General features: G+C 34.3%; 21 protein-coding genes, 1 tRNA gene and 1 pseudogene. 7 read left to right on the plus strand and 16 right to left on the minus strand.

Annotated elements, in window-relative coordinates:
• Window positions 1–14 precede the first annotated feature (14 nt).
• The 7 genes from murD to bshC form a co-directional block, all read right to left on the minus strand.
• A complete protein-coding gene (gene murD / locus G8Y84_RS04495) occupies window positions 15–1,364 on the minus strand; it encodes a UDP-N-acetylmuramoyl-L-alanine--D-glutamate ligase (protein ID WP_037573164.1) in 1,350 nt (449 codons plus the stop codon).
• Window positions 1,365–2,330, minus strand: a complete 966-nt coding sequence (gene mraY, locus G8Y84_RS04500; protein ID WP_105962741.1) for a phospho-N-acetylmuramoyl-pentapeptide-transferase — start codon at window positions 2,328–2,330, stop codon at window positions 1,365–1,367.
• A 168-nt stretch (window positions 2,331–2,498) separates the two neighbouring features.
• On the minus strand, window positions 2,499–4,640 hold the full coding sequence (locus G8Y84_RS04505) for a penicillin-binding protein (RefSeq protein ID WP_105965229.1): 2,142 nt from the start codon (window positions 4,638–4,640) through the stop codon (window positions 2,499–2,501).
• Window positions 4,621–5,040: a cell division protein FtsL gene (ftsL, locus tag G8Y84_RS04510; RefSeq protein ID WP_105962739.1), complete on the minus strand. Its 420-nt coding sequence runs from the start codon at window positions 5,038–5,040 to the stop codon at window positions 4,621–4,623. The genes G8Y84_RS04505 and ftsL overlap by 20 nt, the downstream gene beginning before the upstream one ends.
• Before the next feature lie 17 nt (window positions 5,041–5,057).
• Window positions 5,058–5,993, minus strand: coding sequence for a 16S rRNA (cytosine(1402)-N(4))-methyltransferase RsmH (gene rsmH, locus G8Y84_RS04515; RefSeq protein WP_105965342.1), 936 nt, complete (start codon window positions 5,991–5,993; stop codon window positions 5,058–5,060).
• Between the two features lie 31 nt (window positions 5,994–6,024).
• Window positions 6,025–6,456 (minus strand): division/cell wall cluster transcriptional repressor MraZ, encoded by a 432-nt coding sequence (gene mraZ / locus G8Y84_RS04520; protein ID WP_037573151.1) that lies wholly within the window; start codon window positions 6,454–6,456, stop codon window positions 6,025–6,027.
• Between the two features lie 144 nt (window positions 6,457–6,600).
• The gene (gene bshC / locus G8Y84_RS04525) at window positions 6,601–8,214 is read right to left on the minus strand and encodes a bacillithiol biosynthesis cysteine-adding enzyme BshC (RefSeq protein ID WP_105962738.1); all 1,614 of its coding nucleotides are present in this window, start codon (window positions 8,212–8,214) and stop codon (window positions 6,601–6,603) included.
• 423 nt (window positions 8,215–8,637) lie between these two features.
• Here bshC and G8Y84_RS04530 point away from each other — a divergent pair, with 423 nt between their 5' ends.
• Window positions 8,638–9,093 (plus strand): N-acetyltransferase, encoded by a 456-nt coding sequence (locus G8Y84_RS04530; RefSeq protein WP_165806142.1) that lies wholly within the window; start codon window positions 8,638–8,640, stop codon window positions 9,091–9,093.
• Between the two features lie 244 nt (window positions 9,094–9,337).
• On the opposite strand, the gene G8Y84_RS04535 is transcribed toward G8Y84_RS04530, so the two are convergent.
• The 3 genes from G8Y84_RS04535 to G8Y84_RS04545 form a co-directional block, all read right to left on the minus strand.
• Window positions 9,338–9,469, minus strand: a complete 132-nt coding sequence (locus G8Y84_RS04535) for a beta-class phenol-soluble modulin (RefSeq protein ID WP_069191677.1) — start codon at window positions 9,467–9,469, stop codon at window positions 9,338–9,340.
• A 64-nt stretch (window positions 9,470–9,533) separates the two neighbouring features.
• Window positions 9,534–9,665, minus strand: a complete 132-nt coding sequence (locus G8Y84_RS04540) for a beta-class phenol-soluble modulin (protein ID WP_107363446.1) — start codon at window positions 9,663–9,665, stop codon at window positions 9,534–9,536.
• 64 nt (window positions 9,666–9,729) lie between these two features.
• Window positions 9,730–9,861, minus strand: a complete 132-nt coding sequence (locus tag G8Y84_RS04545) for a beta-class phenol-soluble modulin (protein ID WP_069191677.1) — start codon at window positions 9,859–9,861, stop codon at window positions 9,730–9,732.
• A 464-nt stretch (window positions 9,862–10,325) separates the two neighbouring features.
• On the opposite strand from G8Y84_RS04545, the gene G8Y84_RS11560 reads away from it, so the two are divergent.
• Window positions 10,326–10,400: an alpha-1/alpha-2 family phenol-soluble modulin gene (locus G8Y84_RS11560; RefSeq protein ID WP_107359458.1), complete on the plus strand. Its 75-nt coding sequence runs from the start codon at window positions 10,326–10,328 to the stop codon at window positions 10,398–10,400.
• A 203-nt stretch (window positions 10,401–10,603) separates the two neighbouring features.
• A complete protein-coding gene (locus G8Y84_RS04555) occupies window positions 10,604–11,908 on the plus strand; it encodes a TrkH family potassium uptake protein (RefSeq protein WP_037573144.1) in 1,305 nt (434 codons plus the stop codon).
• Between the two features lie 48 nt (window positions 11,909–11,956).
• On the opposite strand, the gene G8Y84_RS04560 is transcribed toward G8Y84_RS04555, so the two are convergent.
• On the minus strand, window positions 11,957–12,403 hold the full coding sequence (locus tag G8Y84_RS04560; protein ID WP_165806143.1) for a VOC family protein: 447 nt from the start codon (window positions 12,401–12,403) through the stop codon (window positions 11,957–11,959).
• A gap of 186 nt (window positions 12,404–12,589) precedes the next feature.
• Here G8Y84_RS04560 and G8Y84_RS04565 point away from each other — a divergent pair, with 186 nt between their 5' ends.
• Window positions 12,590–13,036, plus strand: coding sequence for a hypothetical protein (locus G8Y84_RS04565; protein ID WP_103159263.1), 447 nt, complete (start codon window positions 12,590–12,592; stop codon window positions 13,034–13,036).
• Between the two features lie 1,800 nt (window positions 13,037–14,836).
• On the opposite strand, the gene G8Y84_RS04570 is transcribed toward G8Y84_RS04565, so the two are convergent.
• A tRNA-Arg gene (locus tag G8Y84_RS04570) sits at window positions 14,837–14,910 on the minus strand.
• Window positions 14,911–15,271: 361 nt separating this feature from the next.
• Here G8Y84_RS04570 and G8Y84_RS04575 point away from each other — a divergent pair.
• Window positions 15,272–16,508: pseudogene (locus G8Y84_RS04575) on the plus strand (peptidoglycan bridge formation glycyltransferase FemA/FemB family protein).
• A 153-nt stretch (window positions 16,509–16,661) separates the two neighbouring features.
• Here G8Y84_RS04575 and G8Y84_RS11455 read toward each other — a convergent pair.
• A complete protein-coding gene (locus G8Y84_RS11455; protein WP_103159602.1) occupies window positions 16,662–17,519 on the minus strand; it encodes a M23 family metallopeptidase in 858 nt (285 codons plus the stop codon).
• A 298-nt stretch (window positions 17,520–17,817) separates the two neighbouring features.
• Between G8Y84_RS11455 and G8Y84_RS04585 the strand changes: the two genes are divergently transcribed.
• Complete coding sequence (locus tag G8Y84_RS04585; protein WP_051604953.1) at window positions 17,818–18,180, plus strand: complement inhibitor SCIN family protein; 363 nt, start codon at window positions 17,818–17,820, stop codon at window positions 18,178–18,180.
• A gap of 304 nt (window positions 18,181–18,484) precedes the next feature.
• Window positions 18,485–18,790 carry a hypothetical protein gene (locus G8Y84_RS04590; RefSeq protein ID WP_037571624.1) on the plus strand — a complete coding sequence of 102 codons (306 nt, stop codon included), beginning with the start codon at window positions 18,485–18,487 and terminating at the stop codon, window positions 18,788–18,790.
• A 237-nt stretch (window positions 18,791–19,027) separates the two neighbouring features.
• Here the strand turns inward: G8Y84_RS04590 and G8Y84_RS04595 are convergent, their stop codons facing one another.
• Genes G8Y84_RS04595 through racE form a run of 3 tightly spaced genes read right to left on the minus strand, consistent with a single transcriptional unit; the run spans window position 19,028 to window position 20,925 of the window.
• Window positions 19,028–19,531, minus strand: a complete 504-nt coding sequence (locus G8Y84_RS04595; protein WP_037571627.1) for a YfcE family phosphodiesterase — start codon at window positions 19,529–19,531, stop codon at window positions 19,028–19,030.
• On the minus strand, window positions 19,528–20,112 hold the full coding sequence (locus G8Y84_RS04600) for an XTP/dITP diphosphatase (protein ID WP_165806144.1): 585 nt from the start codon (window positions 20,110–20,112) through the stop codon (window positions 19,528–19,530). The genes G8Y84_RS04595 and G8Y84_RS04600 overlap by 4 nt, the downstream gene beginning before the upstream one ends.
• Window positions 20,113–20,115: 3 nt before the next feature.
• Window positions 20,116–20,925 (minus strand): glutamate racemase, encoded by an 810-nt coding sequence (gene racE / locus G8Y84_RS04605; RefSeq protein WP_037571631.1) that lies wholly within the window; start codon window positions 20,923–20,925, stop codon window positions 20,116–20,118.
• Window positions 20,926–21,000 lie beyond the last annotated feature (75 nt).

Here is a 21,000-nt window from a genome sequence, read left to right on the forward strand (position 1 = left end):
TTAAGTCACATCCTTTAATGTGATGGCAGATGCTTACGGAAGGCAGTGATGAAAGCTTCTCCACGTTGCTCAAACGTTTCATATTGATCCCAACTTGCGCATGCTGGAGAAAGTAATACAACATCATTCGGTTCAATCACATCTTGTAATAAATCAACAGCTTCAGACACATCTTTCGCTTTAATTACATATTTTCCTTGGCTTTCTCCTAATTGTACAAATTTCTTCTGCGTTTCACCAAACGTGACCATCACTCGCACATTTTTCATATAAGGAATAAGCTCGTCAAATTGGTTACCGCGGTCTAAACCACCACATAACCAAATGATAGGCTGTTTAAAAGAATTTAATGCAAACTGTGTTGCTAATGTGTTTGTTGCTTTTGAATCGTTATAGTACTTGTTTGTTTTATTATTCCCAATGTACTGTAAACGATGTTCAATACCTGAGAAAGTCGTTAGAGATTGTACAATGGCAGATATCGAAACACCTGCTAATATTGCAGCCATGACTGCTGCCAAAATATTCTCTAAATTGTGTTCACCCGGCAACACAATATCATCGAGGTGAATTAAATGGATACCTTTATAAACAATATAATCATTTTCGACGTAAATTCCGTCCACAGGTTGTTGTGTTGAAAAATAGATAATTTTTGATTTTACATTTGTTGTATCAATTAAATGTCTTTGATGATAATTGAAAATTAAATAATCGCTTTCGGTTTGATTTTCAAAAATCCGTCTTTTAGCGTTTTGATAATTTTCTAATGTTTCGTGGTAATCTAAATGTGCGGAGTAAATATTTGTGATAATCGCTATATGTGGTCGGTATTTTTCTATTCCTAAAAGCTGAAATGAAGAAAGTTCTGTAATTAAGTACTCATCTGCACGTACATCTTGTGCAACTTTGGAGGCGACATATCCTATGTTTCCAGATAATCGCCCTGATTCTCTACTTTTATTAAACATATCACCAATCAGTGAGGTTACTGTCGTTTTTCCGTTAGTTCCGGTGATTCCTATAATTGGTGCCTCGGAAATTAAATAACTTAATTCCACTTCGGTCAAAATTTTTAAGCCTCTTTTTTGTGCTTCTTCTAAAATCGAAATCGTGTAAGGAATACCTGGATTTTTGAAGATGATGGGTGATTCATCCAATAATGCAATAGGGTGCGCACCACTCACGACTTGAATCCCCATCGCTTCTAAGTCATGAGCATGTGCATCTTGTGATAAATCTTTACCGTCATTGACTGTCACATCAGCCCCTAATTGATGAAGTAATTTCGCGCACTCATATCCACTTTTGGCTAAACCAATGACTAATACTTTTTTTCCTTTTAACCCTGTATAATTTAACAATTAGCTCACTCCTATCCATAAACCAATGAGTCCAGAAATTAATCCCACTGTCCAAAATACACCTACCACTTTCCATTCACTCCAACCTTCTAGTTCAAAGTGGTGATGGAGTGGACTCATTTTGAATATACGTTTTCCAGTTAATTTAAATGAAGTCACTTGAATCATCACTGATAAAGTTTCTAACACAAATACAAGTCCAATGAACAATAATGAAATTTCTTGATTTAACATAATTGAGATTGTTGCAAAAATACCACCTAATGCCAAGCTTCCTGTATCGCCCATAAATACTTTTGCAGGATTAATGTTATATGGAAGAAAACCGGCAAGCGCTGCAATCATAATAATACAAAATAATCCGATAGAAGGCTGATCCAAAATAAAGCTCATGATGGCATACATTGTAAATCCAATGATAGATAACCCTGTGGCTAAACCATCAAGACCGTCCGTTAAGTTGACTGCATTTGAAAAGCCGACCTGCCAGAAAACGATAAAGACAACATAGGCGATAGAGAGTGGAATACTCACATCTGTAAACGGCAAATTAATATTTGTAGAAAAATCAAACGCATTCATACCTTTTGCGACAATAAAAAAGATGACCGCAATTACAATTTGCGCAAGAAACTTTTGCTTACTCGTTAACCCTTGATTGTTCTTCTTCACGACGATAATGTAATCATCAATAAATCCAATCAATCCAAAACCTAAAGTCACAAATACCAATAATAATAAGGGACTTGCTTGGTCTACAAAAACACTTGCAATTAGCGTCGTTACAATCGCACTAATTAAAAATGTAAGTCCCCCCATTGTCGGCGTCCCTGTTTTTTTCATGTGACTTTCAGGACCTTCTTCGCGAATACTCTGGCCAAATTTCATTCTTTTTAATGTAGGTATTAGTACTGGTACTAACACCGCAGTGATAACAAATGCAATTATCGCAATAATAAAGCTCATCTTAGTTCTCCTTTTTATTCATTAGATTATTAGTCATTTTTAATATATATATAATTAGGAGTGAAACCGAAATCAAACCTTCATTTGAACTCAATGTTTCACCCCCAAGCGTCAATCCTATCATCGCTTATTCATTCTTTTGCACATTTTTGTCTTCATTCATAGATGTTATTGTGCTTTCAACTCTACTTCAACCGTTTGCTTTTTATCAATAGTTGCTTGTGGTGAAATGGATTGCGACTTCACAAAACCACTGCCTTTCACCTTCACTTTAATGCCTGTCAGTGATTGGAAGGCAATGACATCGTCACGTGTCCATCCTGTCATATCCGGCATCGTTAAATCTCCATCTGTCATAATGAGCACGTTACTGTTTGGCAGAAGTTTTGCTTTACTGTCTGGACTCTGATTAACAACTTTTTCACCTTTACCAATGACTACAGGATTAAACGATTTTCCTTTCAACGCATCTTCAGCTTTTTGAACTGATTGATTCGTCACATCAGGAACTTCATTAATTTTACCACTATTTTGCACTTCTTCATTCCCTACATTTAAATATTGAAGTGAGTTTTGCATAATTGGAATAAACGCACGGCTCACGCCCATTTCATACGCTTCTTGGTCTCTTTTTTGTGCCAAACTCATTCCGGCATAAACAACAATACGCGGATCTTTACTTGGTGCATGCCCCATGAAACTTACAAAATATGGATTAGGTCCTTGTACATAACCGCCATTTTTTTCATCTGCGACTTGTGCAGTCCCAGTTTTACCGCCAATACGATATCCGTCGACACGATAATTTTTTGCATGGCTGTCTTCGCTGTTTACAACTTCATCGAGTTGCTTTTTCACTTTTTCTGCGGTGTCATTCGTAATCGGTTTGCCAACTTCTTTTCGACTACCTTTATAAAATGTTTTATCGTCAGTTGGATTCATAATGGATTGAATGAAATATGGACGAATCATATTTCCTTTATTAAAAAATGCAGATTGTGCTTGCAACATTTGTGCCGGTGTGACAGTGGTAGATTGACCAAAAGCCGATGTTTTTTGCATTAATTCGTTATCCCAAGCAATATGACCTGTCGCTTCACCATCAAATAAACTGCCTGTCGATTTACCGAAGCCAAATTTTTCGTACCAAGCTTGCATTTTATCGGCACCGACTAAATCTTGTAATTTCATCATCAAAGTATTGGAAGAATATGTGAAACCTAGTCCCATATTAATTTCTCCCCAACCTTTTTTGTTCCAGTCATAAATTCTAGACCCTTGAATATCGCGGTATCCAGATTCATATTTTTTCTTAGGATCAAATTTTCCTTCTTGAATAGCTGCTGCAAGTCCGAAACTTTTAAAGGTAGAACCTGGTTCATACGTATTTTGGAATAAATCGTTAGCCCATTTTTTTCCAAACCCTTCTCCAGTTTCAGGGTTAAATGTTGGACGTTGACTAAAGGCAAGGATTTCACCCGTTTTGGCATCCATAACTACCGCAAAAACATCTTTAGGATCATAACGTTGCACCATATCATCTAAGGCTTCTTCTACAAAGACTTGAATATTAGAGTCAATCGTTAAATGAACATCGTCTCCACGTTCAGGTGAGACTTCATTTTTTGAGTTTGGCGTAATAAATCCCCAAATATCAGTAGTAAAGGAAGAATGACCTTTTTTACCAGATAAATAGCTGTCAAAGATTTTTTCAACACCTAATGCACCTTTAAGTTCACCAGTGTCTGGATTTTTTTGTGCTAAACCTATTAAATGAGAGGCAAAATTGCCATTCGGATAAAAACGCTCAACTTCGGGATAAAGGGTAATCCCTGGCAAGTTCATTTTCTCAATTTTTTCTTTATCTTGATAAGTTAATCCTTGCCCCGCTTTTCCAAATTCAACTTGAAAAGCTTTTTTTGCTTCTAATCTTTTCTCAATTTCTTTTTCGGGCATATCAATGACTTTTGCTAATTTTTTGGCTGTATCTTTTTTATCTTTTACATGGCGTGGCTTTTTAGAATCTTTACTCGCTTTAGGGTCAACAACCGCAGCCAATCTGAAGCGATCGACGTCTTCGGCTAGAATTTTACCATTACGATCATATATCTTTCCTCGCTCCGCTTGTTCTTCTAATTTAGCTAAATATTTATGATTCGCTTTAGCAATCAAATCTTCACCAGAAGAATGGCCAGTGAGCATTACAAAACTGTATCTTAAAACCAATAGAAAAAAGAGCAGTCCAAAAAAGCATATAAGGAGGACTGCTCCTAGTTTATTTTTTTTTATCTTAATTTTGCGTTTCGGCATTTTTACGCACTACCTTTACATTGTCATTCTTAAGACTCATACCTTGCTTATGAGCTTTTTCATAGATGCGTTGATATGATGCGTTTTGCTTTGTTTCAGCTTCTAATGCGCTATTTTGGCTCGTTTGTCTTTCAATTTTTTGGTCTAAATTTGCTATCTTGCCATTCGTATCATAAGCATCCATTTTCAAAGATAGCATATAGATGCTGATAACGGCAATGATAGTTATCAACGATATGTATAACATCTTCTCAAATCGAGTCAGGCCGACAACAACAGTCTTTTTTACTTGTTGTTTGCGGGTTTTAGGTTGCGTTGAAGGTCTAGGTTGTGGATTAGGTCTAACCTGTGGTTGCGGTATATCATGTTGATATGGTTCATATATTCTCTCTACTGCCATTTTACTAGTTCGCCCCTTTATTTCAGTATTTCAGCCACTCTTAATTTTGCGCTTCTTGCGCGATTGTTCATTTCCAAATCCGTATCACTTGCGACGATAGGTTTACGATTCACACGCTTTAACTTAGGTGTATATTCCTCTGGAACTACCGGAAGTCCTCGTGGAAGTTCCGGTCCTTTTTCATACTCTTGAAACATTTGTTTACATAAACGATCTTCTAATGAGTGGAATGTGATAACTGAAATACGACCATTCACTTTCACATGATCGATGGCTTGTTCTAAAGAATCTTCGAACGCTGACAATTCATCATTAACAGCTATACGTATGGCTTGAAATATACGTTTTGCCGGATGACCACCTTTACGTCTTGCTTTAGCTGGAATGCCCTCTTTAATAAGTTCCACAAGTTCTAAAGTTGTCTCAATGGGTTGTATCTCACGTCGTGACTCAATTTTGCGAGCGATTTGCTTAGAAAACTTCTCCTCTCCATAGCGGAAAAATATTTTAACCAAATCCTCATAAGGCCATTCGTTAACGACTTCATAAGCTGAAAGCGACTGTGTTTGGTCCATTCTCATATCAAGCTTAGCATCATGATGATAACTAAACCCTCTCTCAGGAACATCGAGTTGTGGACTCGAAACTCCGAGATCATACAAAATGCCATCCACTTTATGAATGCCTAGCTCATTTAAAACTTCAGCTAAATTCCGAAAATTATTATGTACAAATGTCACTTTGTGACGTTCTTCTTTTAGTTTTTCCTTTGCATTGTTAATTGCTGTCATGTCTTGATCGATAGCGATTAATTGCCCTTCATCAGATAATTGATTGAGCAAATAGGCCGAGTGTCCTGCGCCACCTAGCGTGCAGTCAACGTAGACACCGTTTTCTTTAATATTTAATTGGTCTACCGTTTCTTTCAATAACACACTAATGTGATGAAACACAACGAACCCTCCATTTTCACTTTTAGCTACTTTAAAAATCAAAATCAATTAAATCTTCTGCAATCTCTTCAAAACTGTCTTCAGATTCATCATAAAAATCATTCCAAGTTTGACGATTCCAAATTTCTATGCGATTGGAAACACCAATCACCGTACAGTCCTTTTCGAGATGTGCATATTCCCTTAATTTTGCAGGAATGTTAATTCTACCTTGTTTATCAATCTCTACTTCGATAGCTCCAGAGAAGAACATACGCATGAATTTTCGTGCGTCTTTTTTAGTCATAGGTAAGGCTTTCATTTTTTCTTCAATGGTTTGCCATTCATCGAGAGTATATCCAAACAAACATTTATCAAGGCCTCTAGTGATAATAAAACGTTCATTAAGGACAGAACGAAATTTAGATGGTACAATCATCCGTCCTTTAGCATCGAGCTTATTTTCAAATTCACCCATGAACATCTTATTTCACCTCACCTTATTTATAATTTACCACATCTCCCCACTACCCTCCACTAATTCTGTAAAAATGTCCAAATTTTATCAAAATAGACACAAAAAAAGAGGCTCGCATTTTTACGAACCTCTTTCAATCTCTTGATAATACTATATTTCTATAACTAATTGTTCATAAGTGTAAGTCAGTGGAGGGAATGTGGAGGATTGATACATATCCCACCCAAAAACATTCAAAAATTGGAACGGATTGAGCACGCGTTCCTGTAATCCGCCCATTGGATGGAGAACTGATGTAAGTTGATTAAAATGTCGCATACTAATCTCATTTTCTTTTTCAATATTTGTCAAATATCGTTGTTGTAAATAACGGTATTGATGCAATTGAATTTTGTGGTTTTTCGATAACAATTTGCGATTATCTTCAGTTTTAGACATTTCTTGTTCCATTCTTTCATAGAATGCTTCTTGTTGATGGATCATTTCTTCGATTTCTTCTAATACACGATCTGAGGCTTTTGCTCTAACAAAGCGCTCTTTAGCCCCCTCTGCCCCTTGAGCAATCACTTCTGAAATATTCAACTGATATTGTTGTAAAAGTTTATTTGCTTTCGGAGTAAGATAAGTTATTCTCATTCGTGGTAAGACGATAGGCATCTCGATTTCTAAATGATGAAAGACTTCATTCAATTCAGCCCAATATTTAATTTCGCTAGGACCACCTACAAACGCTACTGTATTAAACAGCCATTCCTGCATCAAAGGTCTAGTGACCACATTATTAGAGCATTTTTCAGGGGTTTGCTCAATAAACTGCATAACTTCATCAAAAGTCATACTTTCATTTGATTTACTTAAAAAATATGCACCTTCTTCATATTTGAGTAATTGTCGTTGTCCGTCAACTTCTACAAACAAATGCACATTCGAATCCGTCTCAATCATTTTGAGCAACCCATTCTGAAGTGTCTTACTTTGCCCTTGTCTAAAGGCTTTATCCACCTTTAAATGCTGTTCAAACAATGATTTTAAAAACGGTCTTTCCATCTGACGTAGTTTTGGATAATTCGCATCTATAAGGAGGACGCCATGTTTTTGGAAACAACGATGTACAATTTGTTTAAATAAGTCTGTCCAATGATTGCTTTTTTCTATCATGTCCTCAAGATCATTAATTAAAGTCTTGGTGTGAAGCGTTTCTGGCAATTGAGAAAAAAAGTGATTTACCAATGTCTTTAATGATGCTTTATCCGGTTTATAATTTGAAACCGATGTTTCAGGTGGGGTTAAAGTATGATATTTTACTTTATCTAAAATTCCTTTTTCTTCATTATATGCATACGTATGGTTCACTTCATCAAAATCATGATCTTCACCTGCAATCCAAAATATTGGTACGACAGGTTGTTGATATTCCTGAGTTAATTGTGTCGATGCGACAATGATTGATAAGATTTTATGGAATGTATAGAGTGGCCCTGTAAGAACTCCTGCCTGTTGACCGCCTATCACCACTTTTTCACCATTTGCAAGATGATCTAAAGATTGACGTTGTGCCTCAGACAAAGTTAAATCAGACATGTACTGACGAATAATTTGTGCCAGTTGTTGCTCTCTCCCATTATTTTGCTGTGTCATACGCATCTTAAAACTTTCATCTTTATTTGGATCAAATTGGTAAAATTGAATCAGATTTTGCTCGTGATTCATATACTTTGAGATAAATTGATCCTTTTCATTGATTTTGACTTTATTACAATCCATGCTTTATCTCCCTTAAATCGTATTCTTTAACAGTATAATCTTTAAACAACCACATGACAATGATATGGCTTACAAGTTAAACAGATAGGCATCCTCAATGTAATATTTATTTAAACTCAATACATAAAAGAAGGATTCAGTGTCATCTTCGCAATAATCATCTAAAAAGTATATTTTGAAGTTATATTATAAATGGAGGTGATTCAAGATGGATTTAATTATTAAACTTATTAAACAAATCATCGCAATCTTTACTTCTGGTGGAAAACAACCCATCGACAAATAAGCCTTAAAAATCAATATCCATTCTCTTTCACGATATCAACAGGCTCGTACGCTCAGCGGCGAGCCTGTTGATTTTGCTTTTCAAGACGTAAATAAATACGATATAATTGAAATAATAAAGACAAGGGGGTCATTACGATGACAAAGGTCGTCCACCTAGATATTAACTATCGTACAGAGGAACTTTTCGAAGAATTCCGAAACTTCGGAAATAAAGATCTATATATGGTCGATGAACTTCATGGCGAGATGATAGATGCCAGTTCAGATTCACCATTTTATGGGATTTATGTCGGAGAAAAAATCGGTGCACGTATGGCACTCTACCAAAAAGGTGAAGTCGAAGAAACCTATTTCCCAAATTATGACGATTATTTCGTAGTGTGGAAATTGGAGGTGTTGAAAGCTTATCAAGGAAAAGGATATGGCACAGCATTATTGAATTATGCAAAATCTTTCAATGAACCCATAAAAGCCATTGCGCGATTTGAATCAAAATCTTTCTTTATTGATAATGGCTTCAAGGATCTCGAAGCCAAAAATGATGATGGCCATGATATTTTAATCTGGGATCCTCAAGAGCAAAACAATTAAAAGTACTAAAATTATTTAGCATTGTATTCATATCAAGAAAAATATATACAGTTAAGCATAAGTAATAACATACAATTTCTGTATATACCTATGCTTATACAAATGAAAGCCATCGAAATCTCCCTAAAGGTAAATTTCGATGGCTATTTCTGTTAAAATGACTCGTTGCCTCTTTTTCCTTTAATAAATATAAAAAAGTGGTGAACCTCTATTTTCAGAGAGGCTCACCACTTCTTATATTATATTAACCAAAGAAACCAGAGATAACATCGATACCTTTTGCTAAGATATCAGCGATACCTGTACCCATTGTTACCCAGTCATGGTCGATTCCTGCTTGAACTGTATCTTTAATAGCGTTAATTAAATCTGACATTGTTATGCACTCCATTTCATATTTAATAATTTATCAATCATCACTCATCATTAATAGCTAATTATTAACCGAAGAAACCAGAGATTACGTCGATACCTTTTGCTAAGATATCAGCGATACCTGTACCCATTGTTGCCCAATCGTGGTCAATACCTGCTTGAACCGTATCTTTAATAGCGTTAATTAAATCTGACATTGTTATGCACTCCATTTCATATTTAATAATTTATCAATCATCACTTGTCATTAATGGCTAATTACTAACCGAAGAAACCAGAGATTACGTCGATACCTTTTGCTAAAATATCAGCGATACCTGTACCCATTGTTACCCAATCGTGGTCAATACCTGCTTGAACTGTATCTTTAATTGCATTAATTAAATCTGACATGAAATGACACTCCTTAGTTTATAGATTTTCCAAAACAAAATCACATCTAATTAAATCGCGTTTCGTTTTGTTATCTACACTATAACCAACTTCATTGTTTAATTGTGTTCTAATTCGAAACTCGTTATTTTTTATACTTATCTGTCAAAAAAAGCACTTTCCAAAACGGTTAGGATGCCTAACTGTCTAAGCGAATTTACAAAGCCTTTACAATAGAAATACTAACGCATAGAGCGCCTTGGAACACAAAGCTTTCTAATACTTCTTCTTTACACTAAACGTCTAATTTTACTGTGATAATCAAAAAGATTACAGTTACGTCTTCATTTTTATGCCTAACTGTCTTTTTCGAATGCTTTTTTGAACAGTTACGCACAAAAATCACAAAAATAGGAACTGATGCGCTATATTCATCTCCTTTTGATTATACTAAAGGTGTAAATTAATAAGAGGAGGTTATCAATATGATCTGGACTGATATCATTCTTGGAATTATTAAATTAATCAAAGGCTTAGTAGACACATTTGCTAAAAAATAATTTTACAGCGTGACTATAAACCAATGTATCTAAGGGTACATTGGTTTTTTTATTTGCTAATGAATGCTCTCTTTTAAAACATTTTTACACACTCCTACCTTTCACTTTAGCCTCTTGTATTTTCTTCTTTCATTAATTAAAATTTACTTGCTTATCATAGTAATCGTGGTATGATATTCCCAAAAAGAACTGAGGCGCTAAAGATGCATAGTAAGCAACAACCTATATTGATTTATTTGTCGTTATTCTTGTCGACGACTTTAATCGGTAGTATTTTGCTGTACCTTCCATGGACAGGCCAAAAACCGATTTCTTTTTTAGATGCTATGTATGTGGCTACAAGTGCTTTTACTGTTACAGGACTCTCCACCGTTGACATCACAAAACAATTTAACATTTATGGGGATATTATTATTATGCTTCTTATTCAAATTGGAGGTATGGGTATCGTCGCAGTTTCAATGCTTGCATTAAAACTAACTCAGAAATCTTTATCCGTGCGAGAAAATATCCTCTTCCAATTAGAACTCAATACTGAGGATGCTCGCAATTATACTTTTTTTATGAAATCTATCCTATTGTTTAACATTATTTTTGAAAGTATTGGCACATTTATACTATCATTTGTTTTTGTGCCCCAATATGGCTGGGATCGTGGCATATTCATCAGTCTCTTCACATCAATTTCTTCACTCAATAATGCGGGTTTCGCATTGTTCTCTGACAATTTAATTTCATACGCTACGAACCCAATTGTTAATATTACTGTTGCTTTATTAATTATATTTGGAGGTCTCGGTTATATCGTCCTTTTAGATTTAGTGACGTTAAAGAAAGGTCGACGCTTGCAATATCATTCAAAAATGACACTCATGGTTACACTTATATTAATTGTCGTAGGTACGGCTTGTTTTTGGCTACTCGAATACCATGGCGTTTTAAAATCAATGACCCTCCCCCAACAACTACAAGCCTCTTTCTTCCAATCAGTAACTACGAGAACAGCGGGCTTTAATACGGTGGATATGAGTCAACTCGCGCCTGGTACAATGCTACTCATGATTATTTTTATGTATATTGGTGCAGGGCCAATGAGTGCAGCTGGCGGTATTAAAGTGACAACGTTCGTTTTAGTCATAGTGTTTGTTATCACAATATTAAAAGGGCATCAACACGCTCAAGTTTTTAATCGAACAATAGTACGTAAACAAATGGAAAAAGCATTGGCCATTGCCATTTCAACAGGAGCTTTTGTCGTTTTGATGATATTGTTAATTTCAATTGCACAGCCTAATTTAAACTTTGAAGACTTAGCTTTTGAAGTGGTTTCTGCATTCGGAACGGTTGGTTTATCGACTGGCATTTCAACTGAATATGGGCCAATCGCTAAGATAATAATTATCATTACCATGATTGCTGGAAAAATAGGTGTACTCACCCTACTAAGTGTGATACAAAAACCAACAAGAGAAACCTTTTATTATGCAAAAGGTCAGTTGTATTTGTAAAAGAAAAACCGTTCCCTCACATACTTCATGAGGAAACGGTTTTTTGTATTATTGGCGTTTCGTTCCATCTTCACCATGCAACATCCAACGTACGCCATATTGATCTTTAAGAACACCCATTTTTCCACCCCAGAATTGGTCTTCAAAAGGCATTTCAACAGTCACACTTGGATGTTCTTTGACACGATCATATAACGCTTGGATTTCCTTTTCATCTTCTTTGTTATTGATATCGTAATTTAACATTAATGAAATCGCACCATTAAATTTATCGCTACCTCCAAAAGAATCAGAGGCATATAATTGAACATTTGCAATTGAGAACTCAGAATGCATTGTCGCGTTATCTGCTTGATTCGGATCCACGACAAATTGTTGCGCCTGTTCTTCACTTACAGGCAAACGTAAAATATCAGTAGCTCCAAAAACTTCTTCATAATAAGCTAAAGCCTCTTTCGTATTTTCAAAAGATAAATATGGATATAAAGCGGTCAAAATAATCTCCCCTTACTCAGATGAATTTAATGTTATTCAATATTCTCATTACTATACCTTTATTCGTTTAATCCAAAACCATTTTCTGAGTTGTTTAAATTGAAAACGATACTTATTTAATGGCACTTCCACTCATCTACAAGTATAATAGTTATACAAGTATTTTAATCCGGAGGCTTTCATATTATGGTTTTTATTTTAATTGTGATTATCATTGCGCTTTTCATTTATCAACTCTTTTTGATGAACAAAATCAATAAGACCCGGCGAGAAATGGGCGGATTGCCTATTGCTAGCCCTTTTCCTCAACACCAGCGTCTTCCATTATCTCAAAAACGCAACCCTATTGTAGTTGTGAGTACCACTTGTACCGTTTGCCAACGTTTGTTTAAAGAATATAATCACAAAACGCACGGCGATAAATTAACATTCGCTTTTGTAGACGATACCTCAACTGTCACTCAATTTTTGAAACAACATCCACATATGTCTTCCGCATCTGTTGTTTCTTTTTATGATCGTGACCAATTATTTGTAAAAAACACACCGTTAGCCTATATATTAAATTCAGATGGCTACGTTGTAGATAAACAGTCCATCGTGAGTTTAAAAGAGTTACCTATAAACAGTTAAAAAACAAGTAAGGTTTGATGCTATGTATATATTTTTATTTTTACTTTTCACAATCATCGGTACACTTAGCATTTTATTATTCATCACCCTTGCCCTCAATCAGCAAGGTGGCTTTAAATTTTTTTGGGACGTTGAGCACATTGAAAATCTTCAAAGATATGTAATTTACCTTTTCATTATCGGCATACTGTCACTCGTCTTTGCCATTTACCTTTTATTGAAGATTTTATCCGATATCAGTTCATAAAGGACAAATCCAAATTGTAAGTAAAAGCATTCTCACATTTCTCGCAGTTTAAATTGTATATATGAAAAAATCTCAATATTTGACAAAATTACGGTTAGAACCATTATTTTGTGGTATAGATGATTAGCTCAAATAATCACTTTATTAGAGTCAATAAAAATACTGTAACCGCTAAGGTTACGGTGTTTTTTATTTTAATATAACAAATTTATTTAATAAACAGTTGTTCTGTCTTTGTTCTTATTTCAGTCATGCAATTGTTATGAAAAGCACTATTGAAAATTTCTAACAATGTACTATCTCTATTTTGTAAGTAAATCGTCTTATAAAAATGTGTAAATCAAATCATTTCTCTTCTATTTGTCTCTTTTATCTAAGCTTCCAATAGGGTTTTATTTTCTATCATTTTAAACAATGATCGTTGTATCCTATATGTTTTTATAAAGTAATAAATATTTCATGTTAGGTGATGACGAAAGGTATCCAACTCTTTTTTGATATAACATCCAACCCACGAGTAAAATGAGGCCTAATCTTTTCAACCAATGACGAATTCTTTTTTAGTCGCTTTTCTAATTTTTATTTGTACTTTCATAATTTCACTGTGAGATTAATACGTTAACTTTAATAAGATATGCACTGAAAATGCCATTTATTTAATCTCATATACCCCTCCTCAGCCCCTTGCTATATTACAATACAAAATAACTTCATATAAATGTTTTTAATAATTATATATAGATACTTCCAGTATAGACCTATTTACTAAATTTAAATGCTTTAAAGCGTAGTTCTGACCAACGATAATATAATTGTTTTAATCCAGAATTTTGAAAATGTTGAAGTGGCATTAATAGTAAATGAAAATTCAGTACAAATTAAACAAGTAGGTTTTTCGAATGATGTCACCGTGAATAGTCAAAACAAAGAAATCACTATAAACATAGTTGATGTTTTTGATGAAGATTAGCAAAAAGGGACTGGAACATAAAGATTACCAATAATTAGAAAGCCATCAAAATTTATCTAAGAATAAATTTTGATGGCTATTTTGATACAAATTAGTTCATAAAAATTGAATTGATAATGCAATTTTATAACTTTAGAGCGGTGAATAATTAAAGTAAATTTGATTGATTCCTAAGCCGAGACTTCTGAGGCATCTAGCCGAAACCGAAAATCCATTTTAAGATTGAGATAGTCTCAATCTTAAATTATGGATCACCTATTCACGTATGTTCATAGGTGTACTGAAAACGTAACTCATTTCATTCGTAACGTTTTCATGCAGAGGTGAGGCGCCTAGAAAAGCGAGGCTTTTTGGAACAATCAAATACATGAAATCAATTATATCCCAGCTTCTTCATCGCTAATCTTAGTATGTTTTTGATGAAGCTCATCAGTTGAGATAAAGCTCAAATAAAAATCGTCATAACAAATGTTTTAAAAATCACTAAAATAAAAAGAGCAAGGCCAATGTGTCAGAGAATGATTTTCTTGACACGTATTTGACACTTACTCTTTCAAAACCTCGTTACACCGAGGTTAAGTAGCGTCCTGGGAGGGATTCGAACCCCCGACCGATGGCTTAGAAGGCCATTGCTCTATCCAGCTGAGCTACCAGGACATTTTTAACACAAGATTAATTATATCTAATCCATCGCCATAAATCAATATGCGCATTAAAAATTTTATTGTGTTTTAACACAATTCACAAATTTTTACATATTTTGTTACTTCAGGATATGATTGTACCTTTCCACTTTGAAAATTTGTTGTTTTTTATTTAGTCTAATTAGTTAGTCCATGACTTTTATGCCCCCGCTTATGTCACCCTCTTTGATATTAAAAGACTAAAAGGCTCCTCAGAGTATCATAATCATTCTATTTATGATATGGTATAAACTATATTATATGCAATTTTAAACTTCTCTATAATAGATTGATATATAGTTATATTATCCGTCCTGTTGAAAGGGAGTGCTCACTTGGAATTTTTAGAACTTTCCCCCGAAGAATATCAAAAATTTATCGAATCTCACTTTAAACAATATCCCCAATCATTAGAACAGTTTTATGCAAGAAAACAACATGGAAGTCAGGTCCACTTATTAGGTGTAAAAAATAACGAGGGTGCAGTTATAGCTGCAGGTTTGTTTACAGCAGCCCCCATTTTTAAATATTTTAACTATGTCTATAGTCATCGGGGACCTATGATGGACTATAAACATCTTGAACTAGTCCAATTCTATTTTAAACACCTTAAAGCATTTTACAAAAAAAGACGTACTATTTTTATGTTAATTGACCCTTATGTTCCTTTGAATGATAGAAATTTCAAAGGTGAACTTTTATCAATCCAAATGGATGAACGTTCTTAATCAGTTAGGTTATCAACATCAAGGTTTTACCTCGGGCTATTCTGAGATGAGTCAAGCACGTTGGCTCAGCATTCTTAACCTAAAAGATAAAGATGAACATATGTTACTTAAGCAAATGGAATATAATACCTCACACAGTATAAAAAAAGCTCTTGAGATGGGAGTAGAAGTTCGCGACCTTTCTATTAATGAAATTGATACATTTTATCAACTCTATCATAAAGCAGAAATTAAACATGGCTTTTCATTGTTTTCTAAACCTTATTTCGAACAATTTCTACGGAATTATCCTAAAATTGCCTCAGTGAAATTAGCCTATATTCAATTGGATGATCATATTCATTTATTAAAACAGAAATCACAAGAAGTCCAACAAAAAATTGAAGGAATGCTTCCTAAAGCAGGAGCTACCCTTTCACGAAAAAAACAAAACAAACTTCAGGAACAACAAATTATTTATGATAAATTGCAAGAAAATATTTCAGAAGCTTATCAACTGCGCTCTGATTATGGAGATACCTTAAATTTAGCTTCAGCCATATTTGCTCAAACAAAAGATGAACTCGTATATTTATTTAGTGGTTCTGATCCAAAGTTCAATAAATTTATGGGTAATTACGTCTTACAATGGAAAATGATTCAACATGCTAAACGTGCTCAAATTGACAGATATAACTTTTATGGGATTACAGGAGATTTTACTCCAGATGCTAAAGATTACGGAGTTCTCCAGTTTAAAAAAGGATTTGGCGGTTACGTAGAAGAACTCGTTGGCGACTTTATATGCCCAACACGCCCACTCCTTTATCGCTTATATCAACTAAAACAATCAATAAAAAAATAGATATTCAGTAATGTGAAAAAAGGCGTCTATTCACTTTATTTAATAGCCATCAAAATATATCTTTAGGTCTATTTTGATGGCTATTGTCATGCATTTTTCAAAACTATATCATTTATATCTAAACAGTCGCATATGTAGTTGTAAAGATGCTCTTCATTTCATCTGTTCTAATCCTGAAATACAATCACCTTTTTCATAGTTTTTACCATCAAAAAAGTCGATTTTTAATGCTTTTGCATGTAGGATATCCTCGTGGTTCATAACTTGAAAATGAAGGTGAGGTTCCGTTGAATTTCCTGTATTTCCACATTGGGCAATCATTTGACCTTTGTGAACGAAGTCTCCTGGTTGAACTAAAATAGACTCATTTTTAAGATGCGCCAACAAACTAAATTCACAATGGTTATGTTGAATAATAGCGTGATTTCCTAAGAAATGCTTCTCATCTAACTCACCTACGGGTTGATCTTCTAGATTGTTTACTACTGTAATCACCTTCCCTTGTAATGGGGCAACGATTGTACTTCCAAAACAATAAAAATCCTCAAGCGTTTGTGGAGGTAAGCGATGTGTTTCTCCATTTTTAAAAATCGTTAAATCATAGGCATAACGCTGATTTTCATAGGGGAAATGATAATTTAATAAAGTATTATCCCCACCCCAATAGACTTCAAATTTATACTTTACTGGCATGATGTACTTATTTTTTGTTTTAAACTCATTATGATTAATAGCGTCAATCGGTAAAATGTAGATCCCTATCACTTTTGATTGATGTATTGTCATCGTAATGCCAAATGTACGTTCTAAGTTATACCAAATCACTTCTCCTGAGCCTTTTTTACGATAATCTAAATAGATTTCTGATTGTGCCGATGCCTGGGCGTATGTTTTAAAAATATGCTTAAATTGCCGATAACTCACGTGCAGCTTCAATTCTTTTGAAAATAAACGATAGATTTGCCTCGGTCGATTTGAATTAATATATTGTGTGATGTCTGCGATAAACAAAAATTTGACCCCTTTATCCTGTTTTTTTATAATTTATCAAAAATTAATATTAAAGTTAAGTCATATTTGGTTTGTTTATTTTAAAACGTAAACTTTGGTAAGCCTCTGTGTTGTCCTCAAAACAACAAATTTCTTTTTTCAATACGTAGCGATCTTTAAAATGTATTCAAGTGAAAATCATACTATTCATTTATTAAAGATGAATTAAAGTGGAATTAATGTTTTTATAGAAATTCTCCTTTTATAATGTACAAGTAAAGAAAATTTTATCACCAAGACAAAAGGAGTCTATACATCCATGAATATGAAATCACTTATTATTACAGGATTTGCAGCCACAATGTTAGCTACAACTTTTTCAACTACAGGCGCCACAGAAGCACAAGCAAGTACGACAGCACAAAATCAAAGCTTCACAGATAACACGTATGAAAATAAGAAAATGGAACAAGAATTACAGTCATTATATAAAGATGTGAATTCTAAAATTTTACTTTCTGTAAGCCAATCTCCATATTTCAAGAGAGAACTTACTGCAGCAAAAGCTAAAGCGAATATTGCATTAAAGAAAAAAAACTATGCAAAAATGGCACAAGCGAAAGCTGAACTAGAACGCCTTTATGATGAACTAGATAGATCACTCTACCCTGATAACTACTAAACCGTACTTCTGAATATCGGAAACTATAAAAGCCAAACCTTTGTGTATCTTTACAAGGTTTGGCTTTTATATAGTTTAAGTGACAAGTAGATAAATTTATGAGTACTAAAATTAAATTACGCTTTGAAAATAAAATAGATATCTTTATGACTATGATTTAGGAATCCGAACTATGTTAATGTATTTAACTGTTCTTAACTATGAGCGTTCAATAATATTTATATAAAAAGGAAATAAAGAATTTTTTAATAACTCGTCGAGAAATATGATAATATTATTTCAAAAGATAATAGAAGGTGGCACAATGAATGAAACAAAAAATCAACCCTTCACTATATTAGCTTCAATGCTCATAATCAATTCAAATTATGTCCCCGGCAAACTTTTTATAAAAAACGATGGTGTTTATTTTAAAGGAAATGGGCAATTAGAAAACAATGAAATACGTTCACAATTCCTATTTGACGATATCAAACATATTAAATTTGGTTTTTCTTTTAAGCCTTATAGAATCGTTATTCAAACTTATAGCGATTCTCAATACCTTTTTGATTTTGTTCCTAAACAAGAAGGTAAAGTATTTGTTCAAACTGTAAAGCAAAATCTATAATTTAAAATAACGTATATTGCACTAATATTCTATTCTAAATATGAACTAAGTATAACCATCTTAATATTTTACTTTTAAGTCCTATCAAAATGAACCCGAATGATAGATGCCCAATGACATCACACATTTTTCTTCTCTTTAAAGTTAACGAGACTTTCAACCATAGTTAAAGGGCTAAGCATTGTTTAAATGCTCAACCCTTCCCTTTAAAAATAAAAATCCAATTTACCGGTTATATTAATATTTAAATGGTACAGTGCTTAAAATATCATGTTGACGATTGCGAAAATTAAGTGTGCCTTCGCCTTCTTCTAATTTGATTTCTGCATAAGTTTCTTCTTCAGTACTCCGTGACTGTGAAATACTTCCCGGATTTATCACGTGTACGCCGTTAATATATTCATAACGCGCCACATGAGTATGACCATAAAAAGCAAATATCGCATCGTTTTCTCTTGCCTGTTGTGCTAAAAGTACGCGCCCTTGATTGACATTCATGCGATGGCCATGGGTATAAAAAATACGTATATCTTGAAGCGTCAATATGTCATTTTCAGGAAATTCAGGATAAAAATCCATATTACCTTTCACGCGATAAAATAAACTTAACTCCGTATCATTATAAGTGAACTCTGAGTCGCCGAGATGAAAATAAGCATCTGCGTCATCATGTTTTTCGTAAATATTGTGCAATATTCCAGCTTCTGAATGGTTATCACTCACTAAGATGAGTTTCATTATGATTTCTCCCCTTTAATAAATGCTTGGAGTTGATCGATTGCTTTACGACGATGTGAAATTTCGGATTTTTCTTCTGCTGTTAGTTGAGCCATTGTTTTATTTTTGTCTGGAACATAAAAAATGGGATCATATCCAAATCCATTTTCTCCAATACGTGCGAGTGTAATTTCTCCATTAACAGTGCCTCTAAAAGTCTCTGTTTTTCCATCCACTGTTGTCATACTTATGACACATACAAAGCGGGCGGAACGATCTTTTTTATCTTCTAATTCTTGTAAGAGTTTTTCAATGTTGGCTTGATCATCTTTAGCTTCGCCTGCATAACGCGCTGAATAAACTCCAGGTGCCCCCTCTAGTGCGTCTACTTCTAATCCACTATCATCGGCAATGACTGTTTTATTTAATGCTTTTGCGGCTGCTTCAGATTTTAAACGCGCATTTTCTTCAAATGTTACGCCCGTTTCTTCTACATCAAAATCTTCAATAAGTTCATTAATTCCTATAACATTGTATTCTGAAAAGATCACTTTAAAATCATTAATTTTTCCTTTATTAGATGATGCAATAACGATATCTGACACTTGCTATTCCTCCTGCCCTAAATAGATACGTTCTACATGAACGTCGGGGTGTTTCAACCACTCTTTAATGATAAATTCCACATGCGTTACGTCCCCATTGGCAAAGAAGCGATGCTCTGGATGAGGGTTGTAATGCGCATGTTCATGACTAAAAGTAAGTAATGCGCTGACTTCACGCGCTGTTTCTAATCCCGATGAAATCACTGTCTTTGTTCGGTCAAAATAGTCATTAATCGGTTGATAGAGTAAGGGGTAATGGGTACAACCTAATATCACTGTATCAGCTTTAATATGACGCCAACTTTTTAAAGTTTGATGTATAATGATGTTTGTAATTGTAGGATCTTTATACTTCAATTCTTCAACAAGTGGAACAAAACCAGGGCATGCCACCCCATGCACTTCCACGTTTGGATTAATACGTTTTATATGTTGGCGATACGCTTCAGATTTAATCGTCCCTTCAGTCCCTAACACCAATACACTTTGGTTTTCAGTAGTCATAATTGCTGTCCGCGCACCAGGTTCTATAACACCAATTACTGGAATCTTTAATTGCTTTTGCAATGGTTCTAAAGCGACAGCTGTTGCCGTATTACAAGCAATCACTAGCATTTTTATATCATATTGTGTTAAATAGTCCGCCATTTCAATCGTAAACTGACGCACTTCTTCTTGAGATCTTGGTCCATAGGGACAACGGCTCACATCACCAAGATAATAGATTGTTTCATTTGGCAATTGTCGCATAATCTCTTTTGCAACTGTGAGACCCCCTACTCCGGAATCAATAACACCAATAGGTCTCTCCATGTTCTTCATCCTATTCTTTGTTTACTTGTTTTCCATTTTACCATACACCGTGAATACTGATAAGTCACATCGTAT

This window comes from Staphylococcus sp. 11511212 (genome assembly GCF_011394755.1).
In the GTDB taxonomy this organism is placed as follows: Bacteria; Bacillota; Bacilli; order Staphylococcales; family Staphylococcaceae; genus Staphylococcus; species Staphylococcus chromogenes.